This is a genomic window from Streptomyces sp. NPDC014907 (assembly GCF_055562975.1).
The window spans coordinates 541,815-568,634 of sequence record NZ_JBVHEG010000002.1 but is presented as its reverse complement, the minus strand read 5'-3'; the positions used below and the strand labels follow the sequence as shown (position 1 = coordinate 568,634).

16 protein-coding genes, 1 tRNA gene and 1 pseudogene are annotated in these 26,820 nt (G+C 75.3%); 7 read left to right on the top strand and 11 right to left on the bottom strand.

The window, feature by feature from the left end; genetic code table 11:
• Positions 1–108: 108 nt before the first annotated feature.
• Positions 109–181, bottom strand: a tRNA-Arg gene (locus tag ACZ3IL_RS07955).
• Between the two features lie 292 nt (positions 182–473).
• On the opposite strand from ACZ3IL_RS07955, the gene ACZ3IL_RS07950 reads away from it, so the two are divergent.
• The 7 genes and pseudogenes from ACZ3IL_RS07950 (at position 474) to ACZ3IL_RS07920 (ending at position 9,674) form a co-directional block, all read left to right on the top strand.
• Positions 474–2,093: a dynamin family protein gene (locus tag ACZ3IL_RS07950; protein WP_467387728.1), complete on the top strand. Its 1,620-nt coding sequence runs from the start codon at positions 474–476 to the stop codon at positions 2,091–2,093.
• A 1-nt stretch (position 2,094) separates the two neighbouring features.
• Positions 2,095–4,122, top strand: coding sequence for a GTPase (locus ACZ3IL_RS07945; protein ID WP_467387726.1), 2,028 nt, complete (start codon positions 2,095–2,097; stop codon positions 4,120–4,122).
• 195 nt (positions 4,123–4,317) lie between these two features.
• Positions 4,318–4,680 (top strand): annotated as a pseudogene (locus tag ACZ3IL_RS07940) (single-stranded DNA-binding protein); the annotation flags it as partial.
• Between the two features lie 456 nt (positions 4,681–5,136).
• A complete protein-coding gene (locus tag ACZ3IL_RS07935; RefSeq protein ID WP_467387724.1) occupies positions 5,137–6,642 on the top strand; it encodes a Cys-Gln thioester bond-forming surface protein in 1,506 nt (501 codons plus the stop codon).
• A gap of 265 nt (positions 6,643–6,907) precedes the next feature.
• The gene (gene ettA, locus ACZ3IL_RS07930) at positions 6,908–8,572 is read left to right on the top strand and encodes an energy-dependent translational throttle protein EttA (RefSeq protein WP_467387722.1); all 1,665 of its coding nucleotides are present in this window, start codon (positions 6,908–6,910) and stop codon (positions 8,570–8,572) included.
• A 5-nt stretch (positions 8,573–8,577) separates the two neighbouring features.
• Positions 8,578–9,003 carry an acyl-CoA thioesterase gene (locus tag ACZ3IL_RS07925; RefSeq protein ID WP_467387720.1) on the top strand — a complete coding sequence of 142 codons (426 nt, stop codon included), beginning with the start codon at positions 8,578–8,580 and terminating at the stop codon, positions 9,001–9,003.
• Positions 9,000–9,674: a DUF8010 domain-containing protein gene (locus ACZ3IL_RS07920; protein WP_467387718.1), complete on the top strand. Its 675-nt coding sequence runs from the start codon at positions 9,000–9,002 to the stop codon at positions 9,672–9,674. Before ACZ3IL_RS07925 ends, ACZ3IL_RS07920 begins: the two co-directional genes overlap by 4 nt.
• 13 nt (positions 9,675–9,687) lie before the next feature.
• On the opposite strand, the gene ACZ3IL_RS07915 is transcribed toward ACZ3IL_RS07920, so the two are convergent.
• From ACZ3IL_RS07915 to ACZ3IL_RS07870, 10 genes are all read right to left on the bottom strand, one after another.
• Positions 9,688–10,239 (bottom strand): hypothetical protein, encoded by a 552-nt coding sequence (locus ACZ3IL_RS07915; protein WP_467387716.1) that lies wholly within the window; start codon positions 10,237–10,239, stop codon positions 9,688–9,690.
• A gap of 166 nt (positions 10,240–10,405) precedes the next feature.
• Positions 10,406–11,386 carry an ABC transporter ATP-binding protein gene (locus ACZ3IL_RS07910; protein ID WP_467387714.1) on the bottom strand — a complete coding sequence of 327 codons (981 nt, stop codon included), beginning with the start codon at positions 11,384–11,386 and terminating at the stop codon, positions 10,406–10,408.
• Positions 11,383–14,223: an FtsX-like permease family protein gene (locus ACZ3IL_RS07905; protein WP_467388203.1), complete on the bottom strand. Its 2,841-nt coding sequence runs from the start codon at positions 14,221–14,223 to the stop codon at positions 11,383–11,385. The genes ACZ3IL_RS07910 and ACZ3IL_RS07905 overlap by 4 nt, the downstream gene beginning before the upstream one ends.
• A gap of 326 nt (positions 14,224–14,549) precedes the next feature.
• Positions 14,550–17,915 (bottom strand): FtsX-like permease family protein, encoded by a 3,366-nt coding sequence (locus tag ACZ3IL_RS07900; RefSeq protein WP_467387712.1) that lies wholly within the window; start codon positions 17,913–17,915, stop codon positions 14,550–14,552.
• 348 nt (positions 17,916–18,263) lie between these two features.
• Entirely contained in the window at positions 18,264–18,668 is a 405-nt protein-coding gene (locus tag ACZ3IL_RS07895) for a globin (RefSeq protein WP_467387710.1), read from the bottom strand.
• A 74-nt stretch (positions 18,669–18,742) separates the two neighbouring features.
• The gene (locus ACZ3IL_RS07890) at positions 18,743–20,059 is read right to left on the bottom strand and encodes an FHA domain-containing protein (protein ID WP_467387708.1); all 1,317 of its coding nucleotides are present in this window, start codon (positions 20,057–20,059) and stop codon (positions 18,743–18,745) included.
• Between the two features lie 41 nt (positions 20,060–20,100).
• The gene (locus ACZ3IL_RS07885; RefSeq protein ID WP_467387706.1) at positions 20,101–21,426 is read right to left on the bottom strand and encodes a vWA domain-containing protein; all 1,326 of its coding nucleotides are present in this window, start codon (positions 21,424–21,426) and stop codon (positions 20,101–20,103) included.
• Positions 21,427–21,485: 59 nt separating this feature from the next.
• Complete coding sequence (locus ACZ3IL_RS07880) at positions 21,486–22,970, bottom strand: PP2C family serine/threonine-protein phosphatase (protein WP_467387704.1); 1,485 nt, start codon at positions 22,968–22,970, stop codon at positions 21,486–21,488.
• Between the two features lie 2 nt (positions 22,971–22,972).
• Positions 22,973–25,498 carry a serine/threonine-protein kinase gene (locus ACZ3IL_RS07875; RefSeq protein ID WP_467387702.1) on the bottom strand — a complete coding sequence of 842 codons (2,526 nt, stop codon included), beginning with the start codon at positions 25,496–25,498 and terminating at the stop codon, positions 22,973–22,975.
• Positions 25,495–26,799 carry a coiled-coil domain-containing protein gene (locus ACZ3IL_RS07870; RefSeq protein WP_467387700.1) on the bottom strand — a complete coding sequence of 435 codons (1,305 nt, stop codon included), beginning with the start codon at positions 26,797–26,799 and terminating at the stop codon, positions 25,495–25,497. The genes ACZ3IL_RS07875 and ACZ3IL_RS07870 overlap by 4 nt, the downstream gene beginning before the upstream one ends.
• Between the last annotated feature and the right edge of the window lie 21 nt (positions 26,800–26,820).

Sequence of the window (26,820 nt, the reverse complement as noted above, 5' to 3'; positions counted from 1 at the left end):
AGGCGGATGGATCAAGCCGCCGGGGCCGCCCGTTCCGGCCCCCTCGTCCCCGGCCGAAAACCGCCCCGACCAGTAAAAGGACCCTCCCGAGGGAGGGTCCCGATCTTGCGCCCCCGGCAGGACTCGAACCTGCGGCCAAGCGCTTAGAAGGCGCCTGCTCTATCCACTGAGCTACGGGGGCCGGTGGTGATCGTGCGGCCGGAGCCCCTGGTGGGTGGGGTGTGGCCTCGCCGGGACAAGGATAGGGCTCCGATCGCCTTGGCCCGGTTGCTTCACCTGCGTGGCACGATGTGGAGGTTCGGTGAAGCGGAACGATAATCGCAGGCAGGTGCGATTTGCGCAGCGCTTTTCGCATCGCTCGGGGCGGGTGTTGTGCACTCGTTATGCCCGAGGTTCCGGTCACCGTCCTTTTCCCCGGCGCGCAGGACCCCCATACGCTTCAAAAACACTCGTAAATTGGGCATTCTTCGCATGTGGTGACCTTGGACGAACGGCCTCAGCTGATCGACGCACTCTCCGCCCTGCGCGACCGTGTCGCCGCCGTGCGCCTCCCCCTCCCCCTCCCCGACGCACCACGCGCCCGCCAGAACCGGGCCGAACTGCTGGCCCAGCTCGACGACTACCTGGTCCCCCGCCTGAAGGACCCGGGCGCCCCGCTCCTCGCCGTCGTCGGCGGTTCCACCGGGGCCGGGAAGTCCACCCTCGTCAACTCCCTTGTGGGACGGCGCGTCAGCGAGGCCGGCGTGCTCAGGCCGACCACCCGGACGCCCGTCCTCGTGTGCCACCCCGAGGACCACCACTGGTTCGCGGGAACGCGCGTCCTCTCGCAGCTCACCCGCGTGTGGCTGCCCCAGACCGACGAGGACCACCCCGTCGAGGAACCCGCCCCCGAGGAGAACGCCCTGCGCGTCGAGACGGCCTCCGCCGTGCCCCGGGGCCTCGCCCTGCTGGACTCCCCCGACATCGACTCCCTCGTCGTGGAGAACCGTCTCCTCGCCTCCGAGCTGATCTGCGCCGCCGACATCTGGGTCATGGTCACCACCGCCTCCCGGTACGCCGACGCCGTGCCCTGGCACCTGCTCCGCACCGCCAAGGAGTACGACGTCACCCTCGTCACCGTCCTCGACCGCGTCCCCCACCAGGTCATCGGCGAGGTCTCCCGCCAGTACGGGGCGCTGCTCGACAGGGCGGGGCTCGGCGACGTGCCCCGCTTCACCATCCCCGAGCTGCCCGAGTCGACCGGCGGCGGCAGCGGACTGCTGCCCGACAGCGCCGTCGCCGCCCTGCGCGGCTGGCTCGCCCACCGCGCCGGGGACCCCGCGGCCCACCAGCAGGCCGCCGACCGGACCGCCTCCGGCGTCATCGACTCCCTCGACGTCCGGCTGCCCGAGCTGGCCGCCGCGGTCGCCGCCCAGTACGCCACCGCCGTCCGCCTCGGCGGCGTGGTCGAGGCCGCCTACCGCGAGCAGGGCGGGCGGGTGCGCAAGCAGCTCGGTCGCGGTGCCGTCCTCGCCGGCGACGCCCGCGCCCGCTGGCGCGCCTACCCCCGCGACAGCACCTCCGAGGAACTCCTGGACGCCCTCGCCGAATCCCTCGCCGCCCTCCTCCACTGCGCCGTCTCCGCCGCCGAGGAACGCGTCCGGGACGGCTGGCGCCACGAACCCGCCGCCGACGCCCTCGGCCCGGTGCGGACCTGCGCCGACCGGGAGACCGGGGAACGGATCGGCGTGGAGGTGCGCCGCTGGCGCCGCGTCCTCGAAGAGCTGGCCGAGGACGAGGTGAGGAACGTGGAGCGCCCCGCCGGCGCCCGCGGCGTCCTCCCCGAGGCCGACACCGTCGCCGCCCTGCTCGCCGCCTCCCTCCTCGGCGGGCGCCGCGCCCGGCCCGCCGGCGAACGCCTCGCCGAGCTCCTCGGCGCCCGGACCGCCCTGCGGCTCCGCGACAAGGGCGGCGAACTGGTCCTCTCGTACGTCGACCGCGTGCTGCGCGCCGAGCGCGACCGGCGCCTCGCCCCCCTCGACGCGCTCGACGTGACCCCCGAGCCGCAGGCGGAGCTGATCGCCGCGCTCTCCGTACTGCAGAAGGAGAAGTGACGTGCTGCTGGACGACAGCCGGGAGAAGAACGCCGCCCGGGACCACGAAGGAGGGTCCGGACGGGGCCGCGAAGGAGGGTCCGGACGGGTGCGCGAAGGAGGGTCCGGACGGGACCGCGAGCGCGCGGACGGCGGCCGTGAAGGGGATTCCGGGCGGGTGCGGGAGCGCGCGGGCGGCGGCAGCGGACGCCGTGGACGACCGGACGGCGGCCGCGGGGAAGACCCCGACCGCGGCCGCTGGGACGACGGGCTGATCGCGCGCCGCGCGGCCGAACGCGCCGTCGCCCTGGAGAAGGAGGCCCCGGGCGGGACCGGCCGGGAGACGGACGGGGGAGCGGACGGCGAGGAGGAGACGCTGCCTCCCCTCGGCGGGCACTTCGACGGCCCCCTCCGCGCCCGCCTCGACGCCCTCCACGAACTCGTCGGGCTGTCCCGCGCCCGCGTCGAGGGCGACGTCCTCGCCGAGGCCGGGCGGGTCCTCGACGAGGCCGCCGCCCGCCAGCGGCTCTCCTCCCGGCACACCGTCATCGCCATCGCCGGACCCACCGGGAGCGGCAAGTCCACGCTCTTCAACGCCTTCGCCGGCGTCCCCGTCTCCGAGACCGGGCTGCGCCGCCCCACCACCTCCGCCCCCCTCGCGCTCAGCTGGTCCGAGGGCGCCGCCGGACTGCTCGACCGGCTCGCCGTCCCCAACCGGCTGCGCCGCCGGCCCCTCGCGGGCGGGGCCGCCGACACCGGTCTCCAGGGCCTCGTCCTCGTCGACCTGCCCGACCACGACTCGGCCGTCACCTCCCACCGCGACCAGGTCGACCGGGTCCTCGGCCTCGTGGACGGCGTCATCTGGGTGGTGGACCCCGAGAAGTACGCCGACGCGATCCTCCACGAGCGCTATCTGCGCCCGCTCGCCGGGCACGCCGAGGTCACCTTCGTCGTCCTCAACCAGATCGACCGGCTCGGCACCGAGGCCACCGACCTCGTCCTGGACGACCTGCGCCGCCTCCTGGACGAGGACGGCATGGCGCTCGGCGAACACGGCGAACCCGGCGCCACCGTCCTCGCCCTCTCCGCCCTGACCGGCGAGGGCGTCCCCGAACTGCGCGAACTCGTCGCCCGGTTCGTCCAGGAGAAGACCGCCCCCGCGCGCCGGCTCGCCGCCGACGTCGACGCCGCCGCCACCCGGTTGCGCCCGGCGTACGTCACCGAGGGACGCTCCGGCCTCGACGAACGCTCCCGGGACGCCTTCACCGACCGGCTCGCCGTCGCCGTCGGCGCCCAGGCCGCGGGCGAGGCCGCCGAGCGGGTCTGGCGCCGGGGCGCCATCCGCGCCTGCGGCACCCCCTGGCTGCGGCTCTACCGCTGGTACGAGCGGTTGCGCGCGCACGGTTCCACCGACCCGCGCCTCGTCTCCCCGGTCGAGGACGAGCTGACGGCGCGCCAGCGCGTCGAACAGGCCGTGCGGATCGTCGCCGACGACGCCTCGCGCGGGCTCCCGGCGCCGTGGGCGCAGGCGGTGCGCGAGGCGGCGGCGCGCGGCGCGGACGGACTCCCCGAGGCCCTGGACGAACTCGCCGTCTCCATGGGGGACCCGGCGGCCCGGCCGCCCCGGCCCGCGTGGTGGCCCGCGGCCGTCCTCGTCCAGGCGCTGATGACGCTCCTGCAGATCTTCGGCGCGCTCTGGCTGCTGGGGCAGGTCGTCGGCGTCCTGGAGCCGGGACTGCTTCCGCCGGTCCTCGTGATGACCGCCGGCATCGCGGGCGGTCCGCTCGTCGAATGGGCCTGCGAGGGCGCCGTGAAGGGGCCGGCCCGCCGGTACGGGCAGGAGGCCGAGCGCCGTCTGCGCGAGGCGGCCGCCGCCTGCGGCCGGGCCCGGGTGCTCGACCCGGTCGCCGCCGAGCTGGTGCGGTACCGGGAGGTGCGCGAGCAGTACGCCACGGTGGTGGGTACGCGGCCGCCGGCCCGCATCGTGGGCGGGAGCCGCTTCGGTACGACGCGGTTCGGCGCCACGCGGGCGGGGGCGCGGGCGCGTTAGGCGCGGGCGCGCCGGCCGGAGTCGGCCGGTGCCGTCGTGTCAGAGTGCCCCGTTCTCGCCCCGGTTCACCTGTCCGGGCGAGCGGGTTGTCCCCCGGCGCGGAGTTGTCCACAGGCGCGAGCGGGACGTGCCGGTCCGTTCCAGCATGGTGTCCATCCGGAGGACAGGCCTCGCGGGCACAGATGGGGGCGGACCATGAACGACACGACCGTGACGCTCGTCGGCAATGTGGCGACGGCGGTGGAGTACCGGGACACGGTGACGGGCGGGATGGCCCGGTTCCGTTTCGCGGTGACCGCGCGCCGCTGGGACCGGGAGCGGGGAGCCTGGGTCGACGGGAGCACCAGCTTCTACACGGTGTCGGCCTGGCGTTCGCTCGCGGCCAACCTCGCGGCCTCGGTCTCGGTCGGGGAACCGCTGGTGGTACAGGGCCGGTTGCGGGTGCGGGAGGACGAGCGGGAGGGGCAGCGCAAGACCTTCGTGGACGTGGACGCGCTGGCCGTGGGCCATGACCTGAACCGGGGGACGGCGGCCTTCCGGCGCGCGGTGAGGACGGAACAGCGGTCGCGGCCGGGCCAGGAGCCGCCACCGGGTACCGCGTCCGGTGCCGATCGTGCCCGCGTCCCCGGGGCCGACCCGTGGACGACGGCGGTGGCGGAGGCGGTGGGGGAGGGGGCGGCCGTGCCGGGGGTGGAAGCGGGAGAAACGGCCGAAGGCGTCGCAGTGCCCGCAGAGGCCGTGAAGGGGAAGGAAGCGGGCGCGAAACACCGGCTGGTAACTGCGGGTTGACCTTGCGTTGTAGCGATTTGTCGACCGGCTCATCGTGTGTGATAACGATTCCGATTCGGAATGGTTATCTGGTCGTATGCCCGGGCACCGGGGGGCCTCGCGTCCCTAGGATTCCCGAGTACTCGTGTGGCACATGAGCCCATCGAGTCTGTGAGTTGTTGGCGTGCGCTCCCCCCACGCGGACCATCGCCGGTTCGCGGAGCCGCCCGCCCGGAGGGGAATCCAATGTTTTCAGTTCGTGGGCGGGGCACTGCGCGCCGCCTCGCCGCAGCCACTCTGGTTTCGGGGCTCGTCGCCGTCGGTGCGATAGCCACCGCGGGACCGGCCGCGGCCGAAGACGGCCCGGCCGGCAACGGCGGCGCCACCGCCGAGCTCGGCCACCTGAAGATCTTCGCCAAGGTGCGGGTCGTCGACACGGTCAACGGCAAGAAGGAGGTGACCACTCCCGACGGCGGCCTCTTCGACATGAAGGTCGACAACGGCGGTCACCTGCAGACCTACTGCATCGACTTCCGGACCGACGCGGTCTACAAGAACAAGTACAAGGAAGTCGGCTGGGACCAGTCGTCGCTCCACAACAACCCCGACGCGGGCAAGATCCTCTGGATTCTGAAGAACTCCTACCCGAACGTCCCGGTCGACTCGCTCGCGGGGACGGTCAAGGCCAAGGGCCTGACCAAGGAGACCGCCGCCGCCGCCACGCAGGCCGCGATCTGGCACTTCTCGGACAAGGTCGACGCCGCGCCGGTCGACAAGCAGGCGCGGAAGCTGACCGCGTACCTGATCGAGAACGCCCAGGCGGTGGCGGAGCCCAAGCCCTCCCTCAACCTGACCCCGTCCTCCGTCTCGGGCCGGCCCGGTGAGCGCCTCGGCCCGATCAAGGTCGGAGCCAGCGTCCCCCAGGGCGGCGAGAAGAACCCCGTCGCGCTGTCCGTGGCGCCGGGCGCCGCCGCCGGCGTCGGCATCGTCGACAAGGACGGCAAGGCGGTCACCACCGCCAAGGACGGCGACGAGGTCTACGTCGACGTCCCGAAGGGCACCGCCGACGGCGGCGCCGAGGTCAAGGCCGCGGTCACCACGCAGGTCCCCCTCGGCCGCGCCTTCGTCGCCGCGGGCGACGACCCGAGCCAGACCATGATCCTGGCCGGCTCCAGCAACTCCACCGTCACCGCCGCCGCCAACGCGACCTGGGCGAAGAAGGGCGCGGTCCCGGCCGTCACGGTCGCCAAGGACTGCGCCAAGGGCGGCCTGGAGGTCATCGCCTCCAACGAGGGCGACGAGGACTGGACCTTCGACCTGAAGGGCACCTCGTACACCGTCGCCGGCGGCGAGACCAAGACCATCACGGTCCCGCTGGCCGAGGACGAGGCCTACAACTTCACCATCACGGGCCCGAACGAGTTCAAGGAGACCTTCGAGGGCGTCCTGGACTGCAAGACGGCCGAGCCCGGCCCGAAGCCCAGCGAGACCCCCGGCACCGAGCCCTCCGCCTCGGCCACGCCCTCCCCGTCCGCCCCGGCCGGCACCACCGGTGGCGACACCACGGGCGGCACCACCGGCGGTGACACCGCGGGCGGCACCACCACCGGCGGCACCACCGGCGGCGGCGACCTCGCCGAGACCGGCAGCTCCAGCGCCACCCCGATGATCGCCGGCATCGCCGCCGCGCTCGTCGTGGCCGGCGGCGCCGCGGTGTTCTTCCTCCGCAAGAAGAAGACCGCCGGCCAGTGAGCGGAGGCCGCAGGTGCCGGGCTCCCTCCCGGCACCCGGCCGAAGCCCGGCCCGCGGAGTGATGTGCGTCACATGACATCCGCTCCGTGACTCCCGCACGACCCCGGATCGCGCCCGCGACCGGGGTCGTCGCACGTCCGGGCCCCGGAGAACCCCGGGCCGCCCCGCCCGCCGCCCGCTCCCCGGGTCACCGGTTTCCACCCGGGGGCGGTGGTCAGGCAAGATGGGTGTATCTGCCCACTCACTCTTTGCCGGACGGTTTCTCTTGGCTGAGTACATCTACACCATGCGCAAGGCGCGCAAGGCGCACGGCGACAAGGTCATCCTCGATGACGTGACGCTGAGCTTCCTGCCCGGTGCGAAGATCGGTGTGGTCGGCCCGAACGGCGCCGGTAAGTCCACCGTGCTGAAGATCATGGCCGGCCTGGAGCAGCCGTCCAACGGCGACGCGTTCCTCTCGCCCGGCTACTCCGTCGGCATCCTCATGCAGGAGCCGAAGCTCGACGAGTCCAAGACGGTCCTGGAGAACGTCGAGGACGGCGTCTCCGAGATCAAGGGCAAGCTCAACCGGTTCAACGCGATCGCCGAGGAGATGGCGACCAACTACACCGACGAGCTCATGGAGGAGATGGGCAAGCTCCAGGACGACCTGGACCACTCCAACGCGTGGGACCTCGACGCCCAGCTGGAGCAGGCCATGGACGCCCTGGGCTGCCCGCCCGGAGACTGGCCGGTCACCAACCTCTCCGGTGGCGAGAAGCGCCGCGTCGCGCTCTGCAAGCTGCTCCTGGAGGCCCCCGACCTCCTCCTGCTCGACGAGCCCACCAACCACCTCGACGCCGAGTCCGTGAACTGGCTGGAGCAGCACCTGGCCCAGTACAAGGGCACCGTCGTGGCCATCACCCACGACCGGTACTTCCTGGACAACGTCGCGGAGTGGATCCTCGAGCTCGACCGCGGCCGCGCCCACCCGTACGAGGGCAACTACTCCACCTACCTGGAGAAGAAGGCCGAGCGCCTCAAGGTCGAGGGCCGGAAGGACGAGAAGCGCCAGAAGCGCCTCAAGGAAGAGCTGGAGTGGGTCCGCTCCAACGCCAAGGGCCGCCAGGCCAAGTCCAAGGCCCGTCTCGCCCGTTACGAGGAGATGGCGGCCGAGGCCGACAAGATGCGGAAGCTGGACTTCGAGGAGATCCAGATCCCGCCGGGCCCGCGCCTGGGCTCCGTCGTCGTCGAGGTCGAGAACCTCTCCAAGGCCTTCGGCGACAAGGTCCTCATCGACGACCTCTCCTTCACCCTGCCCCGCAACGGCATCGTCGGCGTCATCGGCCCGAACGGCGCCGGCAAGACCACGCTCTTCAAGATGATCCAGGGTCTGGAGACCCCGGACTCCGGCTCCATCCGCGTCGGCGAGACCGTCAAGATCTCGTACGTCGACCAGAGCCGCGCCAACATCGACCCGAAGAAGACGCTGTGGGCCGTCGTCTCCGACGAGCTGGACTACATCAACGTCGGTCAGGTCGAGATGCCGTCCCGGGCGTACGTCTCCGCCTTCGGCTTCAAGGGCCCGGACCAGCAGAAGCCGGCCGGCGTGCTCTCCGGCGGTGAGCGCAACCGCCTCAACCTCGCGCTCACCCTCAAGCAGGGCGGCAACCTGCTGCTCCTCGACGAGCCGACCAACGACCTCGACGTCGAGACCCTGTCGTCCCTGGAGAACGCGCTCCTGGAGTTCCCGGGCGCGGCCGTGGTCGTCTCCCACGACCGCTGGTTCCTGGACCGGGTGGCCACGCACATCCTGGCGTACGAGGGCGACTCGAAGTGGTTCTGGTTCGAGGGCAACTTCGAGTCGTACGAGAAGAACAAGATCGAGCGCCTCGGCCCGGACGCGGCCCGTCCGCACCGCGCCACCTACAAGAAGCTGACCCGGGGCTGAGACCTGTGGCCAGGCACCTCTACAGCTGTCCCCTGCGCTGGTCGGACATGGACGCCTTCGGGCACGTCAACAACGTCGTCTTCCTGCGGTACCTGGAAGAGGCGAGGATCGACTTCATGTTCCGGCTGGCGCCGGGGGACGGCTCCCCCTCGTTCTCCGGCGGGTCCGTCGTGGCCCGGCACGAGATCGACTACCTGCGGCCGCTGGTCCACCGGCACGAGCCGGTGACCGTCGAGTCGTGGGTCACGAAGATCGGCGCGGCGTCGCTGACGATCGCGTACGAGATCAAGGACCCCGGCGTCGTGTACGTCCGGGCGTCCACGGTCGTCGTGCCCTTCGACCTGGAGGCGCAGCGGCCCCGCCGCATCACCGCCGAGGAGCGCTCCTTCCTGGAGGAGTACGTGGACGACGGGATGACCGCCACCGCATGACCGTCCTCGCGCCGCTGCACTTCGCCGACGCCAGGGAGGCGGCGGCCCTCGCCGCCTTCCTGACCCGGCTCGTCCACTACGACCGGGCCGCCGCCGTCCGCCTCCAGGGCGGCGGCGGGGCGCTGGCCGTCTTCGGGCGGCCCCCGTCGTTCGAGGTGCTCGCCGTCCGCACGGCCCGGCTCGCCGACGCCGTGGACCTCGACGTCACCGTCTCGGCCGGCGAACTCCTCGACGGCGTCGAGGAGACGGCGGGCAAGGCGGTCGTGCCGGACTCCGTGACCGGGCCGCCCTGGGCGGGCGTGCTGCCGCCGCGCGCCGGCTGGCGGCCGGTCGCCGGACTGCCGGACGCCGCCGGGATGCGGGGCGCGGTGGCGGCGGCCGTCGCCGAGTTCCGCGCCCGGGACGAAGAACTGCCCGGGGAGCGGCGCACCCGGTCCGAGCGCGACCGGATCGGCCGCGAGATCTGGTCCCGGACCCTGGGCACCACCGGCCTGCCCCTGCGGGCCGTCCACGCCGCGCACTCCCTCGGCTTCCTGCCGCCCTCCGACCCGGACGCCGCCGTCGCGCTGTTCGCCTCCGGGCCGTGGCTGCGGCTCCGCACCCCGTACGGCTCGATCGCCCTGCGCACCGCGCCCGTGTCCCTGACCGTCGCCCCCGGGCGCCCGGCGTGACCGGCGGCCCGGCTCACGGCGCCGGGCGGGCCCACCGGTGGGACTTCCTCGCCCCCGCCGTGGCGGCGGCCAGCAGGAGCACGGCGAGGACCGCCTGGAGCCACGGCGTGCGGGTGCCCTCCGGCACCGGTTCCACCCGTCTCCGGGGATCGTAGGACACCCGGACCTTCCCGCCGTCGGGGGCGAGACGGCGGTCCTCCGTGAGGGACGAGGGGTAGCCGCCCGGGCAGCGCAGGGCGTGGACGTACTGGGTCCTGGTGGCACCGCCCTCGCCGACCGAGGTGGAGCTCTCCTCCCGGACGTTCACGACGGCGCAGTCGGCGACCGCCCCGCGCGCGGCGGTCCGGTCGGCGACGGCCACCGTCAGCAGGAGCGCGGCGACCAGCGCGAACGCGCCGAAGAGGCCCATGGCCCCGTCGACGAGACGGTGGTACGCCACCCCCGCCGCGAGGACGGCCGCTCCGCCGACCGCGACCGCGACCGCGACGGGCGGCGCGGAGTCGCCCCCGAAGCACCAGGCCGACCAGGCGTGGAGCGCGGCCGCGCAGAGCGCGGGCAGGGCCACGACTCCCCAGGACCGGACCTTCCGCGCCGGGCCCGCCGGGCCCGGCGGCTCCGCCCGGCTCGCCCGGCCCCCCGGTTCCCTCGATGACATGGACATCACCCCCCGGGGAGTGGGACGCGCGCCGCCGCCCCCCGGTTTCACCGGAGCCCGCGCCCGCCCCGGCCGCTCAGCGCTCCGCGTCGTCCGGCCAGACCCCGATGTGGTCCCGCTCCAGTTCGAGGGCCACCCGGTGCTCCATCCCGAGGGCGTGGGTGTACTCCGCCGGGAGCTGGAGCCGGCCCGCGCGGTCGAGCATCGCGTACTCCCGTGCCACCAGGGACTCCTGGCCCTGGTCGTCCACCTCCGTGCGGCGCAGGACCTCCGAGGAGGTACGGCCGTCGCGGATGGCGACCGTGCGGCGCACCTCGGAGGCGACCGCCTGGTCGTGGGTGACGATCACGATCGTCGTGCCCAGCTCCTCGTTGGCGCGGCGGAAGGCCGCGAAGACCTGCTCGCCGGTGGCCGAGTCCAGCTCGCCCGTCGGCTCGTCGGCCAGGAGCACGGACGGGTTGTTGGCCAGGGCCACCGCGATGGCCACCCGCTGCTGCTGCCCGCCGGAGAGCTGGTGCGGCCGCCGGTCGCGCGCCTCCGCGATGCCCAGCATGGCGAGCAGCTCCTCGGCCCGCTCCGCCTTCTGCCGTGCCTTCGACCGGCCCCGCAGCTGCATCGGCAGCGCCACGTTCTGGGCGGCCGTCAGATAGGGCAGGAGGTTGCGGGCGGTCTGCTGCCAGACGAAGCCGACGACCTCCCGGCGGTAGCGCAGCCGCGCCGCGCCGTCCATCGCGAGCAGGTCGCACCCCGCGACCCGGGCCGCGCCGGCGGTCGGCACGTCCAGGCCCGCCAGGATGTTCATCAGCGTCGACTTGCCGGAACCGGACGCGCCGACCAGGGCCATCAGCTCGCCCTCCTTCACGAGGAGGTCGAGCCCCTGGAGCGCCTGCACCTCCACCCCGTCCGTGGTGAAGATGCGGACCAGCCGGTCGCAGGCGATGAGCGCGTCATGACCGTACGAGGGCCGGTCGCGCCGTGCCGTCGCCCGCCGTTCCAGCTCCTCCAGCGTGGTGTCCGGGGCGGTCCCCGCCCCGTCCCGGGTCCCGGTCTTCGTCATCGTGCGTCTCCTGCCCTGAGTTCCTTGATCGAGCCCCTGCGCCCCGTCCACCAGGCCTGTCCGGCCGCCGCGAGCCCCGTCAGGACGACGACGGCGAGGGCGGGCACGAGCAGCGACCACGTGTCCGCCCGCAGCGGGGCGCCGTCGAGCGGGGCGAAGCCCGGGGCGGTCGCGAGCGCCAGCTGGAACAGGTCGATGCCCGGCGCCAGCAGCGGCACCGTCGCCCAGCCCACCAGCGTGCCGCCGAGCGCCGCGAGGAACGCCTGCGGCAGCGCCTCCAGGCCGAGCAGTCGCCGCCCCTGCTTCCGGGTCAGGCCCATCGTCCGCAACCGCGCGAGCAGGGTGTTCCGCTCCGGGGCGTTCTGCATGAGGGAGAGCAGCACGGCCACCACGGCGTAGCCGGCGCCCGCGCCGATCGCGCCCAGGTAGATCCGCTCGGCGCCCGACTGGAGCGGCGAGTCCACGTAGGTGTTCCGCTTCTCGCTCCGCATCGACACCGCGAGGACGTCCGACCTCGCCTTCACCGTCTTCCGCAGCGCGGCCCCGTCCACCGGTCCCGTGACGAGCAGCGCGGTGGCCGCCCGGCGGGTGAGGTCGGCGCCGTTGACGAGGAGGAAGTCCTCGCCGGGCAGGGCCGGGGTGACCGGCCGGACGCCGACCACCTTCACCTTGAACGACCCGGCCGCCGCCACGATCCCCATCGGCTCGCGGCCGAGCCGTTCGGCGACCGACGGCGAGGCGATCGCGGGCAGCACCCGTTCGGTGTCGCCCGCGGTGCTCTCGCCGCCCTTGCCCGTCGAGGCGAGCAGCTCCGCCGGGAACGGACCGAAACCGGTCCGCTCCGCGAGCCGGGTGTACGAGGCGGGATCGACGCCCACGAGCACCGTGCTCATCGGCTGGGCGGAGGTGCCCTCGTGGGACGGCAGGTCCATCCCGTACTCGATCTGCACCGGCGCCAGGTCCCGCACCCCCGCCGTGCCGCGCACGGCCTCGGTGAGGCCCGCCGGCAGCGGGGCCCACTCGACGGAACCGCCGATCCGGGCGTCCGCGCCCGTCGCCAGGAGCGCGGCCCGGTCGCGGGCGTCGGCGACACCGGCGAGGACGGAGCCGCCGAAGGCCGCCGTGGTCAGCGCGAGGACGAGGGCGAGCAGCGGGAGCGTCCCCGCCGAGGAGGAGCGTCCCGCGCGGGCCAGGGCCAGCGGGCCGACCACTCCGCGCAGCCGCCGGGCCGGGCGGCCCAGCCACCGCAGCGGCAGCGGATAGACCCGTACGAGCACCGTGGCGGCGATCAGGCCGACCAGGACGGGAGCGGCGCTCACCAGGTGGTCGCCCGCGTCGCCCGTGCCGCGCAGCCGCAGCGAGACGACCGCGCCCACGGCCAGGACGAGCAGGGTCAGTTCGAGGACCGTGCGGCGCCGGGAGGGGCGCGCGGTCAGCAGGTCGTCACGGCCGCCGTGCGGGCGCGGGCGCCGGTGCAGCACGACCGCCCGCAGCGGCAGGACCAGCATCGCGACCAGGGCGACGGCCGAGGCGGCGAGCAGCGAGGGCCCGAGGGGAATCCCGTCCGTCCCGGCGGGCGGCCGGACGGTCGCGGCGGCGAGGACGAGGGCGAGGACGGCGGCCGGCACGGCCACCACCGAGGTCTCGCCGAGCAGCCGCAGGCCGATGCCGGTGAGGGAGGCGCCGCGGGACCGGAGCAGCGACAGCTCGCCGTCGCGGCGGGCGGTGAAGAGGCCGCCGGTCATGGCGAGGACGACGGCGGCGACCGCGCCGGTGCCGAAGACGGCGACGGCCACGACCGAGTCGATCGCGTCGCGCATCGAACGGTACGAGCCGATGATCTCGTCGAGCCCGGTGGCGAAGGCGCCGTTGCCCCCCATGACCTGGCGCATCCTGACCAGGTCGGGGCCCCCGGCGGCGGAGTTGAGCGCGGCGGCGAGCCGGTCGGTGTCCCGGCCGGTGAGGTGGTCGGCCGTCGGCATGAACCGGAAGAAGGTCTCCTGCTCGCCGGTGGTGGCGGACAGCGCGGGCGCGGAGACGGGGGAGAGGATCAGCGCCGCCTGCCAGTAGCGCTTCACCTCGCCGTTGACGAGGATCGTGGCCAGCGCCGGAGCCCGCAGCAGCGGTTCCACCGCCCAGTACGCGGTCTCGGGGCCGAGCGGTTCCACGATGCCGGTGACCGTGACGCCGATCTGCTCGCCGCCGGTCCGGCTCGGCACGTGGACGACCGAACCGGGCTTCAGGCGCAGGGACGCGGCGGTCCGCGGGGTGACCACCGCCTCGGGGCGGGAGGGGGTGCCTTCGGCGAGCCGGCCCTGCCGGAGCGTCGCGTGGCGGGCCAGGTCGGACGGGCCGGAGAGGATGAACTCGGGCGGGATGCCGTCGGGCTGCGGCAGCCACGGGTCGAGCGCCGTGAGCCGGTCGAGCGTGCGGATGCCGTGGACGCTCTGCCCGGGATCGGTCCGGATCGGGGCGGGCAGCAGGGTCCGCAGCGCGTCGCGCTGCTTGCGGAGGACGGCCGGGGCCAGCACCTTCTCGTACCGGTCCGGGCCGATGAGGGGCACCGGCGAGGTCAGTTCGAGGACGCTGTTGCGGGGCGCGGCGTGCGTGATGTCGTGCTGGAGGCCCTCCGTCTCGTACCGGTCGACGGCGCGCGGCAGCGCCGCCGCGAGGTAGGCGGTGACCAGGACGAGCAGCGCGAGCGACGCGGCGGCCCAGGGCGCGGTCCGCAGCCGGGTCCGCACCCAGGGCGCGACGGCGCGGGCGGTACGGGCGGCGGGCGTGTCGGGCTCGCCGGGCCGGGAGGGCCCGGAGGGCCGGGGCCGGAGCCGGGGCATGTCGGGGGCCTTCCTGCGGACGTCGGGCTTGTCGGTGCCGTCCCCGTCGGGGGCGGTGGTGGCGGCAGTGCGCCTGGTGTCGTTCCCGTCGGGGGCGGCGGTGCGCCTGGTGTCGTTCCCGCCGGGGACGGGAGCGGTGGCGTGTCCTGCTCCCGCCCCGTCCGGGGCGGGAGCGGGGGTGGCGGCCCCGGCCCCGTCCGGGGCGGGCGGACGCTCCCCGCCGGGGCCTTCCGGGGCCGGGGTCCCGCTCGCGCCCGGGACCCCGCTCGCGTCCGGCTTCCCGTCCCCGCCCGGGGACCCCTTCCCCTTCCCGTCCGGTGCCGGCGTCACTGGACCCCCTGGTGGCGCAGGGTCACGACCGGGTCCGTGCGCCGCAGGGCGATCACGGCGACGATGGCCAGCGGGAGCACGGCGACCCCGGCGACCAGCAGGGCGACCTGGCCGGGGGGAAGTTCGACCAGGACCGGCGGGACGGGCCGGGTGGCCCGGCCGGTGAGGACGACGAGCGGGACGACGGCCCGGGCCAGGACGGCGCCGAGCCCGATGCCGATGAGCAGGCCGATGCCGATGAGCAGTCCCTGTTCGGCGGCGATCAGCCGGGCGAGCCGCCGCTGCGGCGTGCCGAGCGCCCGCAGCACCCCGAACTCGGCGGACCGTTCCCGCATCGCGCCGGCCGAGCCGACCGCGAAGCCGACGGCGGCGAGCGCGGCGGCGGCCGCGGCCACGGCCATCAGGGCCGCGTTGGGGCCCGCGCCGAGCGGGTCGCTCAGGAGCTCGGCGGCGATCTCGTCCCGTACGAGGACCTGGGCGGGGTCCGCGTCGGGGCGGTCGCGCAGGACCGCGGCGACCTCGTCCGTCTTCCCGGGCGCGGTGGTCAGCCACCACTCGGTGACCGGCAGGGTCGCGATCCCGTCCTCGGAGGCGGCCAGGTACCGGTTGACCGAGGCCAGGTCGAGGAGGATCGCGCCGCCGTCCTCGGGGGTGGTGACGGGCGTGGTGGCGGAGACCGTCCGGGCGCCCGGCCCGGTGGTCGGCAGTTCCCGGACCACCCGGCCGACGGCGACGCGGAGCCGCAGGCCGTTGACGCCGACCTCGACGAGTTCGCCGGGCTTGGCGCCCGCCGCCGCCATGAAGGCCTCGGTGGCCACGGCGGGCAGCCGCTCGGGCGGCTTCGGGGCGGGGGCCCTCAGGGCGAGGCCGTACGTCTCCGGCGGCGCGCGGAAGTCCCCGGCGGGCGAGCCGGTGACCCCGAACGAGACGGAGTACGGGGCGGGGCCGCCGCCGGGTCCGGCCGCGCCGGGGCTGCCGCCCGCGGTGCTCTCCCGGCGTCCCGCGCCGTTCTCGGTCTGCGTGGCGCGGAAGGACCAGGAGCCCAGGACCTCGCCGGGGGAGTGCGCGTGCGTGCCGCCGTCCGCCCGGGTGGTGGTGAGGCGCTCGACGCGGACGGCCCGGGTGTGGTGCGCGCCCTCGGCGATCCCGCCGTCGAACTCCAGGCCGGTGAGGGTGAGCAGGCCGCCGGAGCCCCGGCCGCCGCCGGTGCCGGGCGCCGCGGTGAGGACGCCGAGGTCGAGGGTCAGCCGGTGGGCGCGGTCGTCGGAGGGCAGCGTGCCCAGGGTCTGCCGGTAGGGGACGCCGCTCGGGTCCTCCAGGACGGCCGTGACCCGGGAGTCCCCGCTGCCCGCGGGCGCGGTGGCCCGCAGGTCGGCGGCGAGGGAGCGGGTTCCGGCGGGCAGCGGGAGACCGGGGCGGGCCGCGGCCCTCGGGGTCAGGGGGGCGAGCAGGTCCGGGGCGTCGGTGCCGGCGAGGTCGGGGCGCAGCAGCAGGCCGCCCGCGGCCTTCCGGGTGTCCACGGCGAGGACGGTGGCGTTCTTGCCGGACACGTCCGTGGTGGCGCGGTGCGCGGGGGCCACGGCCTCGACGCCCGGCACGGTGCCCAGCTGCTCGGTCCGCGTGGGTTCGCCGGGGCCGGCGCTCAGGACCCGGACGTCCGTACCGGCCCGGAAGTCGGCCTGGTCGCGCTGCGAACGCTCCCACGAGCCGCTCTGCCCGATGGCCAGCATGCCCATCGCCACGGCGAGGACCAGGAGGAGGACGGGACCCGCGCCGCGCAGCGGCCGGCGGCTGAACTGCCAGCCGGCGAGGGCGGCGGAGAGCCCGCGGCCGCCCGCCGCGCGCCGCTCGGCCAGCTTGGCGGCGGGCGGCAGCAGGCGCAGCGTCAGGACGGTGCCGGCGAGCAGGGCGAGGGCGGGTGCGGCGACGAGCACCGGATCGACGGAACCCCCGCCGGTCCCGTCCGCGCCGAGGGTGCCGCCGGTGGTGCCGGGCCGCTGGAGCTGCCAGTACGCGACGGCGGCGACGGCGAGGAGGCCGAGGTCGGCCCCGGCGCGCACGGAGCCGGGCAGCGAGGCCGACCGGGCCTTGCGCAGGGAGACGGCGGCACCGTCGCCGGCGGCGAGCGCGGGCGCCACCACGGCCGCCGCGCAGCACAGCGCCACCAGGGCGGCGACCAGCCACACCTGGAGCGAGGGCGAGGTGTCGACGCGCACGCCGAGCGAGGAGAGCGCGGACCGCTCGGCGAAGAGCCGGGTCAGCGGCCCGGAGAGGAGCGGGGCGGCGAGCGCGGCGGGCAGGGCGAGCAGCAGCGCCTCGGCGGCGGCGAGCCCGGCGATCCGGCGCCGCGAACCGCCGCGGGCCCGCAGCAGGGCCGTCTCCCCGGAGCGCTCGGTGCTGAGCAGCCGGGCGACGAGCAGCAGCGCGTACGCGGCGAGCAGCACCAGCTGCACGGCGACGATCAGCAGGGTGGAGCGGGAGACGAGCAGGGCCCGGTCGGTCTGGTCCAGGACCTCGGGGAGCGCGGTGGAGACCGAGAGCGTCGTGCCGAACGCGGCCCGGTTCTCGGCCAGCGCCTTCGGGCCGCCGGTCGCGGCGGCGCGCAGGGCGTCCATCCGGTCGGTGGTGAGGCCGGTGAAGTCGGCGGAGCCGAGCCAGGCCGTCTCACCGGGGCTCAGCGCCCCGGAGGTGAGGACGGCCGGGTCGGCGAGCAGCGGGCCGTACGTCGTGAACGCCACGGTCCGCACGCCGCGCCCGCCCGCCGGGTCCAGCTGCCAGTACAGGTCGGAGGTGGCGACGGGCCGGTAGACACCGGTGATCCGGGCCCGCACCCGCCGGTCGGTGAGCCGGTCGGAGAGGTCGAGGACGGTGCCGGGGCCGACCCGCAGCCGCCGGGCCGCCTCTTCGGGCAGCGCCGTCTCGATCACGCCGCCGGTCCGGGCGGCGGAGGGCCAGGCGCCCCGGACGAGCGCGAGCCGCGAGCGGTCGAGCGCGGCGAAGTGGGTCAGGTCGGGGTCGCCCTCGCGGGCGTCGGGCGGCTGGAGGTCCCGGGGCAGGGCGTACGGCCCCGAGCGTTCGAGCCGCCGTACGGTCACCGGCAGCCCGTCGAAGGTCTTCCGCGCCCCGTCGAGGACGGCGGCGTCGGCGCTCGCCCGTCTGTCGGGGGGCACCTGTCCGCTGACGAGCAGCGAGGCGGCCGCCGCCGACCTGCCCCGCAGGCCGGCCTGGAGCGCGGCGTCCCCGATCGCGCCGGAGAAGGCGGCGAGGGAGGCCAGCACCGAGGTGGTCAGGAGCACGGAGAGCAGCGCCGCGCCCAGCAGCAGCCGGTGCGCCCTGACGCGCAGAAAAACGAACCCCGTCACCCATCCCCCTGGCCATCCCGGTCACGGTGCGCGTGTCGAACGCTTTCCGAACGCCCCCGAAAGACTTCTCGGATGCTTTCAGAGGGTGTGGTTCGCTGGAAACCGCTTGCGGGCCCACCTTGATGGGATTGTGACCGTTATCCGGCGTCCGGACTCCGGAATGCGTCCATCCGGTCATCCGCGTTGCCCCCGGTCGTGCCCGTTCGTACATGCGCGGCCGCCCCCGGCCGTGCCGTGCCGGTCGCGTACCGCCGTTCCGGCCCCGGGTTCGCGCGGCGGGAGGGGCGGTCGAGGGGTGGCCGGGGGCGGCCGGGGATGGCCGGGAGGCGACCGGGGGAACGGTGGGTCTCAGCCCGCCGTGTTCACCATCGAGGCGGCGGCGTAGGTGAAGTAGCGCCAGAGTTCCGCCTCGTGCGCGGGCGCGAGGCCCAGCTCGTCCAGGGCGGTCCGCATGTGGCGGAGCCAGGCGTCGTGGGCCGCCCGGTCCACGGCGAACGGCGCGTGGCGCATGCGGAGGCGGGGGTGGCCCCGGTGCTCGCTGTAGGTGCGGGGGCCGCCCCAGTACTGCATCAGGAAGAGGGCGAAACGCTCCTCGGCCGGCCCGAGGTCCTCCTCCGGATACATCGGGCGCAGCAACGGGTCCTCCGCGACGCCTTCGTAGAAGCGGTGGACGAGACGGCGGAAGGTCTCCTCGCCGCCGACCTGCTCGTAGAAGGTCTGCTCCTGTACGGCTTCCCCGGGAATCTCGTTCACCGTTCCATCGTCTCAGATGCCCGGCCGAGGACCGGAGGACCAGGACCTCCGGCCCCGGCGGGGCCCGGACGGGGTCAGCCCAGGCGGATCGTGATCGTGGTCCAGGCGCCGACGTGCACCCGGTCGCCGTCCTGGAGCTGGACGGGGACGTAGGGCTGGATCGGCTCCTCGCCGCCGTTGATCGTGGTGCCGTTGGTGGAGTTCTGGTCCACCACCGCCCACGAACCGTCCGGCTGCTGCACCAGCACCGCGTGCTGGTGCGAGACGCCCGGGTCCTCCGGCGGCACCGACAGGTCGATGTCGGGGGACTCGCCGGTGGAGTGCCGGCGGCGGCCGATGGAGACCTGGTTGCCCCGGAGCGGCAGGTGCTTGTCCGGCGAGTACGCGGGCAGGTTCAGGCCCGTGGCCTCGGGGCCGCTGCGCTGCATCATCGCCATGAAGTACTCGCGGTCCGGACCGATGACCGCGGTCCAGTCCCGGGACGCCCGGGGCTGCTGCTGCGGCGGCGGTCCCTGGTGCTGATGCGGGGGAGGCGGCGGACCCTGGTGATGCTGCTGCGGCGGGGGCGGACCCTGGTGCTGCGCCGGCGGAGGCGGACCCTGGTGGTGCTGCTGCTGCGGGGGCGGACCCTGGTGCGGCGGCGCAGGCGGACCCTGGTGGTGCTGCGGGGGGCCCTGGTGCTGGGGGTCCTGGTGACGCGACGGGTCCTGGTGACGCGACGGGTCCTGGTGACGCGACGGGTCCTGGTGACGCGACGGGGGCGACAGCACCCAGTCGTCGTCCGCGCGCGGCTGCGGCGGCGCGGGCGGGGCCGGGGCCTGCGCGGGCGCCCGGTACGCGGGCGGCTGCTGCTGCGGGGTCCGGTGGTGGGTGGGCTCGGCGCCCAGCGGCTCGGCGCCCAGCGGCTCGGCGGGCCGGTTCACCTGCGACGGCCGTGAACCCTGGTAACCGAACGGGTCCGGCTGCTGCTGCGGCGGTCCCGGCGGCGGGGTCTGGAAGCCCGGCGGCAGGTTCAGGCCGGGCGGCGGTCCGGGCCGGCGCGGAGGGGAGTCGGGGGGCGCCACCGGCGTGTACGAGGTCGCCGTGTTCGTGAGGAAGTTCCAGCGGCACTCCTCGCAGAACGGCGCCATGTGCTCGCGCGGCGTACGGCACTGCGGGCAGAGCTGCGCCTGGGCCGTCGCGTTCGGGTCGCCCCCGGGGCCGAAGCCGCCGGAAGCGGCCGGCGGGGGGCCCGCCGGGGGCCGGCCGGCGCCGGGGTGTCCGTACGCGGGGGGCGGCGGGGGAGGCGGCGGTACGGCACCCGTCGGCGCGCCCGCCCCGGCCATGCGATGGCCACAGACCTCGCACCAGTCGTCGGAGACCGACTGGTGTCCGTTCGGGCAGGTCGGCATGTCGGTGCTTCCCCCTCTCGTCGTCCGGCCCGGTGGCCGGGCTACCTCTTGACGCGAACGGTCTTCGTGGAACGGGTCTCGAGTGTCATCTCGTCCGCTTCGGCGACCTTCGCCTTCAACCGCACAGTACCCGTCGCCGCGTCGACCACGTCGACCACCTTCGAAAGCAATTTCGCCGTATCCGCGTTGCCGGAGGCCGCCGCGAGCTGCACGGCGCGGCCCAGTTTGGCCGTCGCGCCGTCGTGATCGCCCGATTTGCGGGCATCCAGGCCCTGCTGGATGACGTCCGCCAGCTCGGCCTGGCCCGTGTAGTGCGCGACCTGCGGATTGATCGACGTGGACATCGCCAGGTCGTCCGTCCACACCGCCCGTACCAGCCCCTGGGACAGCGGGCGCGGATCGCCGCCCGCCGGGTCCGGAACGATCAGGGAGACCCGGGCGGCGAGCATCTCCTGGCCGACCGAGGCCCGTGGGACCCGCACGCTCACGTGGTAGTCGCGGGACTCGTCGCCCCACGAGCCCGTCGGGTAGTCCCCGGCGCGCGGCCCGGCCCCGGTGCGCCGCCCGGTGAGGTCCTCGACCGTCGGCGCCACCTGTTTCACGAACGCGATCTCCACCCCGACCGGCGTCCACAGCCGCAGCGCCACGTCCGCCACGCCCTTGCCCATCGCCTGCTCCATCATCGCCGTGAAGTCGGCGGCGAGTCCGGCCGGGTCGGCGACGATGTCGGCGGTGCCGAGGAGCGCCGAGGCGATCCCGGTGACCTCCTTGACCTCCCAGTCGGTGCCGACGCCCCGCGCGTCGCAGGTGAACCGGCCCGCGCAGGCGTCGAGCGCGGCCCGCAGCGCCTCCGGCGACTCGTGCTCGTTGCGCCCGTCGGTGAGCAGGATGCCGTGCCGGATGGAGAGGTCGGCGGAGGAGAGCAGCCGGTCCGCGAGCCGCAGCCAGGTGCCGATCGCGGTGCCGCCGCTCGCGGAGAGCCGGCGCAGCGCCTCCTTGGCCTCGCTCCGGGTGCGGTCGCCGGCGACGGCGAGCCGCCCGTTCCCCGGGTAGACCTCCTTCGCCACGTGCGTACCGGCGACGACGGCGAAGGAGGTGCCGTCGCGCAGGGTGTCGACGGCGGCGGCGGTCGCCTCCCGCGCCCCGCGCATCTTGGCGGAGGGGTAGTCCATCGAACCGGAGCAGTCGACCATGATCACGACGCCGGCGCCGCCGGAGTCCCTGATCCCGGCCGGGCCGCTGGTGCCGCCCCCGGTCGAGGTGACCGTGACGATCGCGCTGACGTCCCTGCCGCCCTCCGGCAGGAATTCGTTCTGGTAGACGTCCACCGAGAACTGGGGCACGGTCGGCTTGGAGAAGTTCGCCATCTGTTCGGCTCCTCGGGCAACGGCGGTGAGGCGGTGGAGGGGGCGGGGCGCGGGGCCGTTCAGGCCGGGCCCGCCGCCCCCGGGGCGGGGAAGGCGAACGGGACGAGGGCGACCGTGACGTTGTCGTGGCCCCCGCCGTCCAGGGCGTGGCCGACCAGGACGCGGGCGCCGTGCAGCGGCCGGTCCGCCGCGTCGGCCGGGACGACCCGGGCCATGTCGTCGGCGCCCTCCGCGTAGTTCCACAGGCCGTCCGTGCAGACCACCACCACGCCGGACCGGTCCGGCTTGAACGCGGAGGTGTGCGGGACGAGTTCGTACGCGTCGGCACCGAGCCAGCCGGTGATCGCGTGGGCGCGCTCGTCCGCGTACGCCTCGGCCTCGTTCATCAGGCCCGCCGCGACCATCTGCGCGGCCCACGAGTCGTCCTCGGTGAGCCGGACGGACGGGACGCCGCGGTCGTCCGGCACCCAGTAGGCGCGGCTGTCGCCGACCCAGCCCACCACGAGCAGGCCGTCCGCGACGACGGAGCCGACGATGGTGCACGCCGGGGCGTTGCGCCGGTCCTGCCCGTCGTCGCTCCCGGCCTCCTCCGCGAGGGAGTTGACGGCCTCGGCGGCGGCGACGATCGCCTCGTGCATCGCCTGGCGCGGGTCCGTGCCCCGGGGCAGCGCGGCGAGCAGCGAGGCGCCGGCCGCCTCGGCGGCGGCGGCGGAGGCCTCGTCGGGCCGGGTCGCCGAGGAGACGCCGTCGCAGACGATGGCGAGGGTGGCGGGGGAGCCGTCGGGCAGGGTGGTCGAGGAGACCGCGAACGCGTCCTCGTTGCGGTGGTGGCGCAGCCCCCGGTCGCTGACGGCGGCCACCCCCGCCAGTTCCCGTTCCATGTGGTCGCGCTCGCGGGGCTGCGCGTGCCCGCAGTTCTCGCAGTACCCGTCGGCGTCCACCCGCCCGGCCCGGCAGGCCACGCAGAACGCGGCGCGCGCCGCGGGGGCGGCCGGGACCGGGTCCGTCCGCACGGCCGCCCGGGGGTCCGGGGCCGCCAGCTCGAAGTCCCCGCCGGAAGCGGGAGAAGAAGGGGGAGCGGGGTCCGGCGCGGGAACGGAAGCGGGAGGGGCGGCGGGTACGGGAGGGACGGTGGGTGCGGGCGCGGGAGGGCCGGCGGGAACGGGCGCGGGCGCGGGTACGGTCGCGCCGGGAGCCGGGAAGCCCCCGTGGGCGGGCGCGCCGGGGGCCGGGTGGCCACCGGCCCCGGGTCCGCCCCCGCCGGCCTCCGCGGCGGGCAGCTCGCGGCCGCCGGAGTCGGTGCCCGGCAGGTCTCCGGGGTGCTGGGTCACGGTCGACAGCGAACCGGGGTCGCGCGGCGGCGCGTCCGGCCAGCTGACGGGGGTGCCGATCGCCACGGTCGGGCGGTCGGGACCGGCTCCGGCGGCCGGTACGGCCGACAGGTCGTAACCGCACGCCCCGCAGAACCGGTCGCCCGCGTCCAGCGGTTCCGCGCAGCCCGGGCAGGCGGCGAGTCCGTGCGACGGCTTCGGTTTCTGGGACATCCTCACACCCACGTCCGGGGGCGGAGACGGTTGGCCCGCTCCACCAGTTCGATCCGCTCCTCGCCCCGCTGGGCGAGCCTGGCCAGCACCCGGTACGAGCGTTCGAGGCCGAAGCGCAGTCCGCGCTCGTCCAGTTCGCTCCCGAGCAGCAGCGTTCCGCCGCCCGGTGCCGCACCGGGACTCCCGGAGAGTACCCAGTCGAGGGCCGTTCCGAGGACCTCCGTCGTCAGCCGCTCCCGGCGCACCGCGTCCAGGCCGAAGCCCCGGAGCGCCGAGACCTGCGCCGCGGCCGCCGTCAGGTCGGGGCCGAGCGGTTCGGACGGCGGGCGCCGCCGCAGCCGTGCCCGCACGGCCGCGATCCGGGCCGCCGTGTAGTGGATCGACACCTCCGGCACGGACTCCAGGGTCCGCACGGCCCCGGCGCGGTCGCCCGCCGCGAGCCGGACCCGGGCGAGCCCGAAGGCCGCGCTGACGAAACCGGGGTCGGTCGACCACACCAGGCGGTAGTACTCGGCGGCGTTGTCCAGCTGGCCGAGCACCTCGGCGCAGATCCCCAGGGCCAGCTTCGGCGCGGGCTCGCCCGGGAAGGCGTCGTACACCGCGTCGAAGGCCAGTGCCGCGTGCGCGTGGTCCCCGGTCACCAGGGAGGTGACGCCCCGGTACCAGACGACCCGCCAGTCGTCCGGGTCCCGCTCCTCCAGACCGGTCAGGGTCCGCACGGCGGACGGCAGGTCGCGCAGCTCCAGCTGGGCCCGCAGGGTGCGCAGCCGCAGTTCGGCGGAGGGCGCGGGCGCGGCCTGGAGCGCGCCGAGCAGTTCGGCCGGCTCGGCGGCGGCCAGACCGGCGAGGAAGCCGGCGTTGGGGTCGCCCGGGTCGACGTGCGGCACGGGCAGCGCGAGCGCGGTGGCGGGCGCGTCGAGCGGTGCGAGCAGCCCCCCGAGTCCGGCCCCCGGCGGCAGCGCGGCGGCACCGGCCCCCGCTCCCGGGGAGGCCTTCCGTCCCCGCCGGGCGCCCCGCGCGGACACGTCCTCCGTCCGTTCGGCGAACAGCGTGGTGTCCGTGACCCGCGTCTCCGTGCCGAACAGCGTCGACAGCGCCGGGCGCGGGAGCCCCGACTGGACCGCCACCACCTCGCGCAGGACACCGGTCAGCTGCTCGGCCATCTCCTGCGCGGAGGAGAAGCGGCGCGCCGGGTCCGGGTCGGTGGCGCGGACCAGGAAGCGGTAGAACGACTCGTACGTCCGGAAGACCGGGATGTTCTCCGGCTCGGGCAGCGAGTCCACGAAGACGTTCGTGTACCCCTGGAAGTCGAAGGTCATCACCGCGAGCGTGCGCGCCACCGTGTACAGGTCGCTCGCCACCGACGGGCCGGTCTCGGCCACCTCGGGCGCCTGGTAGCCGACCGTGCCGTAGATCGCCGACTCGTCGTCGTCCATCCGCCGGACCGCGCCCATGTCGATGAGCTTGAGCTGGTCCTCGGTCTGGATGGCGTTGTCCACCTTGAAGTCGCAGTACAGCAGGTTCCGGCTGTGCAGGTGCCCCAGCGCCTCCAGGGCCTCGATCCCGTACGCGCAGGCCTGTTCCACCGGCAGCGGGTCGCGCCGGCCGTCGGGGGCCCGCCGCTCGTTGGCGATCTCCTTGAGCGACTTGCCGCCGACGTACTCCATGACGATGTAGCCGTCCAGGGAGCCGGTCCGCTGGTCCAGGTGCTCGACGAAGTTGTAGATGCGGACGATGTTGGAGTGCTCGATCTCGGCGAGGAAGCGGCGTTCGGAGATCGCCGCCGCCATGGCGTCCTGGTCGCCGGTGTCGAGCAGGCCCTTGAGGACGACCCAACGGTCCGAGACCGCCCGGTCCACGGCGAGGTAGACCCAGCCCAGACCGCCGTGCGCCAGACAGCCGGCGACCTCGTACTGGCCGTGGACGATGTCCCCGGCCCTCAGCTTCGGCACGAAGGAGTACGGGTGTCCGCAGGCGGTGCAGAAGCCCTCCGTGCGGCCCGGCCGGTCGCCGCGCGCGCGGCCCACCGGGGCGCCGCAGTCGGAGCGGGAGCAGAAACGCTTCCGCTCGGGGACCTCGGGGTTCTCCATCACCGCGGCCCGCGGATCGGGGCGCGGCACCCCGGGCATCGTGACCAGGCCCGCGCCCAGCCGGTTCCGCGCGGACCGCCCGGTCGACGTGCCCGAACTGCGCACCGACACCGAACGGCTCGTGGAGGACCCGGACAGGGACCGCGAGAGCCGGCCGGAGACCGACCGGCGCGAGGTCGAGGAGCGGGACGAGGCCCGCGAGGAGGCCCGGGACGAGGCCCGGGAGGAGGCGGAGTCCGGTCCGCCGGCCCCCGTGCCCGTGCGGGAGGACCGGCCGGGCACGGCCACGCCGGTGGGCATCGAACCGATCCCGCCCCCGGGCGCGACGACGGGCGCCAGCCCGCAGGTGTCGCAGTACAGCTCCCCGCCGCCCACGTCCTCGTACGCGCCGCCGCACGCGGGGCGCTGGCAGCTCCCCGCCCCCGTCTCCCCGTTCACCACTGCCGCCCTCCCGCGTTCTCCGTGCTCCCCGTGCCCTCCGTGTCTCCGGGACCGGACAGCACCTCCGCCACCGCCCGCTGGTAGCGCAGGACGGCCTGCTCCGCGACCCGCAGGTCGCAGGGCGCGCTCCACAGCATCCGCCGGGCCGCGTCGTACCGCTCGACGAGCAGCGGGTCCTCCGCCGCGCCGAGCCGCGCCACCTTCGCCCGGTACGCGTCGAGCCGGCCGCGCAGCTCCGCCCGGACCGCGAGCGGCGCGGTGACCGCCGTCAGCGACTCGCGGGCCCGCCGCAGCTCGTCCTCCGCCTCCCGCTCCAGGGAGTCCAGGAGCGGGGAGAGCCGGTGCCACCGGGCGTGCCTGCGGTGCTCGGCGGCGACGGCGAGCCGCTCCTGGAGCGCGGTCGGCGGTCCGCTGACGGCCGGCACCTCGGAGGCGGCGATCTTCGCCAGGACCTCGCCGCGCGCGGCCCGCGCCTCGGCGAGCGTCCGGTCCGCCCGCGAGAGGACGTCGCGCAGCCGGAGGAGCCGGTCCTCGGAGTCCTGCCGGACCGCGAGGACCGCCTCGATCTCGCGCCGGACGTCCTCCAGGGCCAGGGCGGCCCGGTCGTACCGCGTGGTGTCGGGCCGGCCCCCGCCCGGCGCCGAACTCCCCGCCGCCGGGCGCCAGAAGGCCAGCGGGTCGGTCACCACCCGGGAGCGCAGCCCGGCCAGCTCGGCCGTGATCGCCTCCAGCTCGTCCCCGGCCGGGTGCTCGCCGGGCCGCACGCCCACGGAGTGCGCCAGGGAACGCGTCCGGCCCAGCTCGGCGGCGAGCAGGTCTATCCGGGCGGGCAGCGCCGACCAGACGGCGTCGGCGGTGACGACCAGGTCGAGCGAGGAGGCGTACAGCTCGTTCATCCGCCGGACCAGTCCCTCGAGCGTGAACCGCTCGGTGAGCAGGGCCCGTTCCCCCGCCCCGCCCGGGACGACGACGCTCTCCCCGCGCAGCCGTTCGGTCAGCTCCGCCAGCTCCTCCCGGCCGGGCCAGCGGCGCCGGGCGCGCACCTCACGGGCGTCCCGCAGGGCGGCGGTGTACACGTCGAAACAGGTCCAGAGCAGGGTGATGGTCCGTTCCGCCGCCGCCCAGCGCTCCCGGGTGACGCCGGTCAGTTCGGCCCCTTCGAGGAGCCTGCGGCCCGCGTGGTCCTGGAGTGCGAGGAGCGAGTCCTCGACCGCCTTGTGCTCGGCTCCGAGGCGCGCCAGCACACGGTCCACCTCGTCCCGGTCCATCACCGGCCCAGGGGGCTCCGTGACGCCCATCGGTCACCTCTTCCGCCCTGT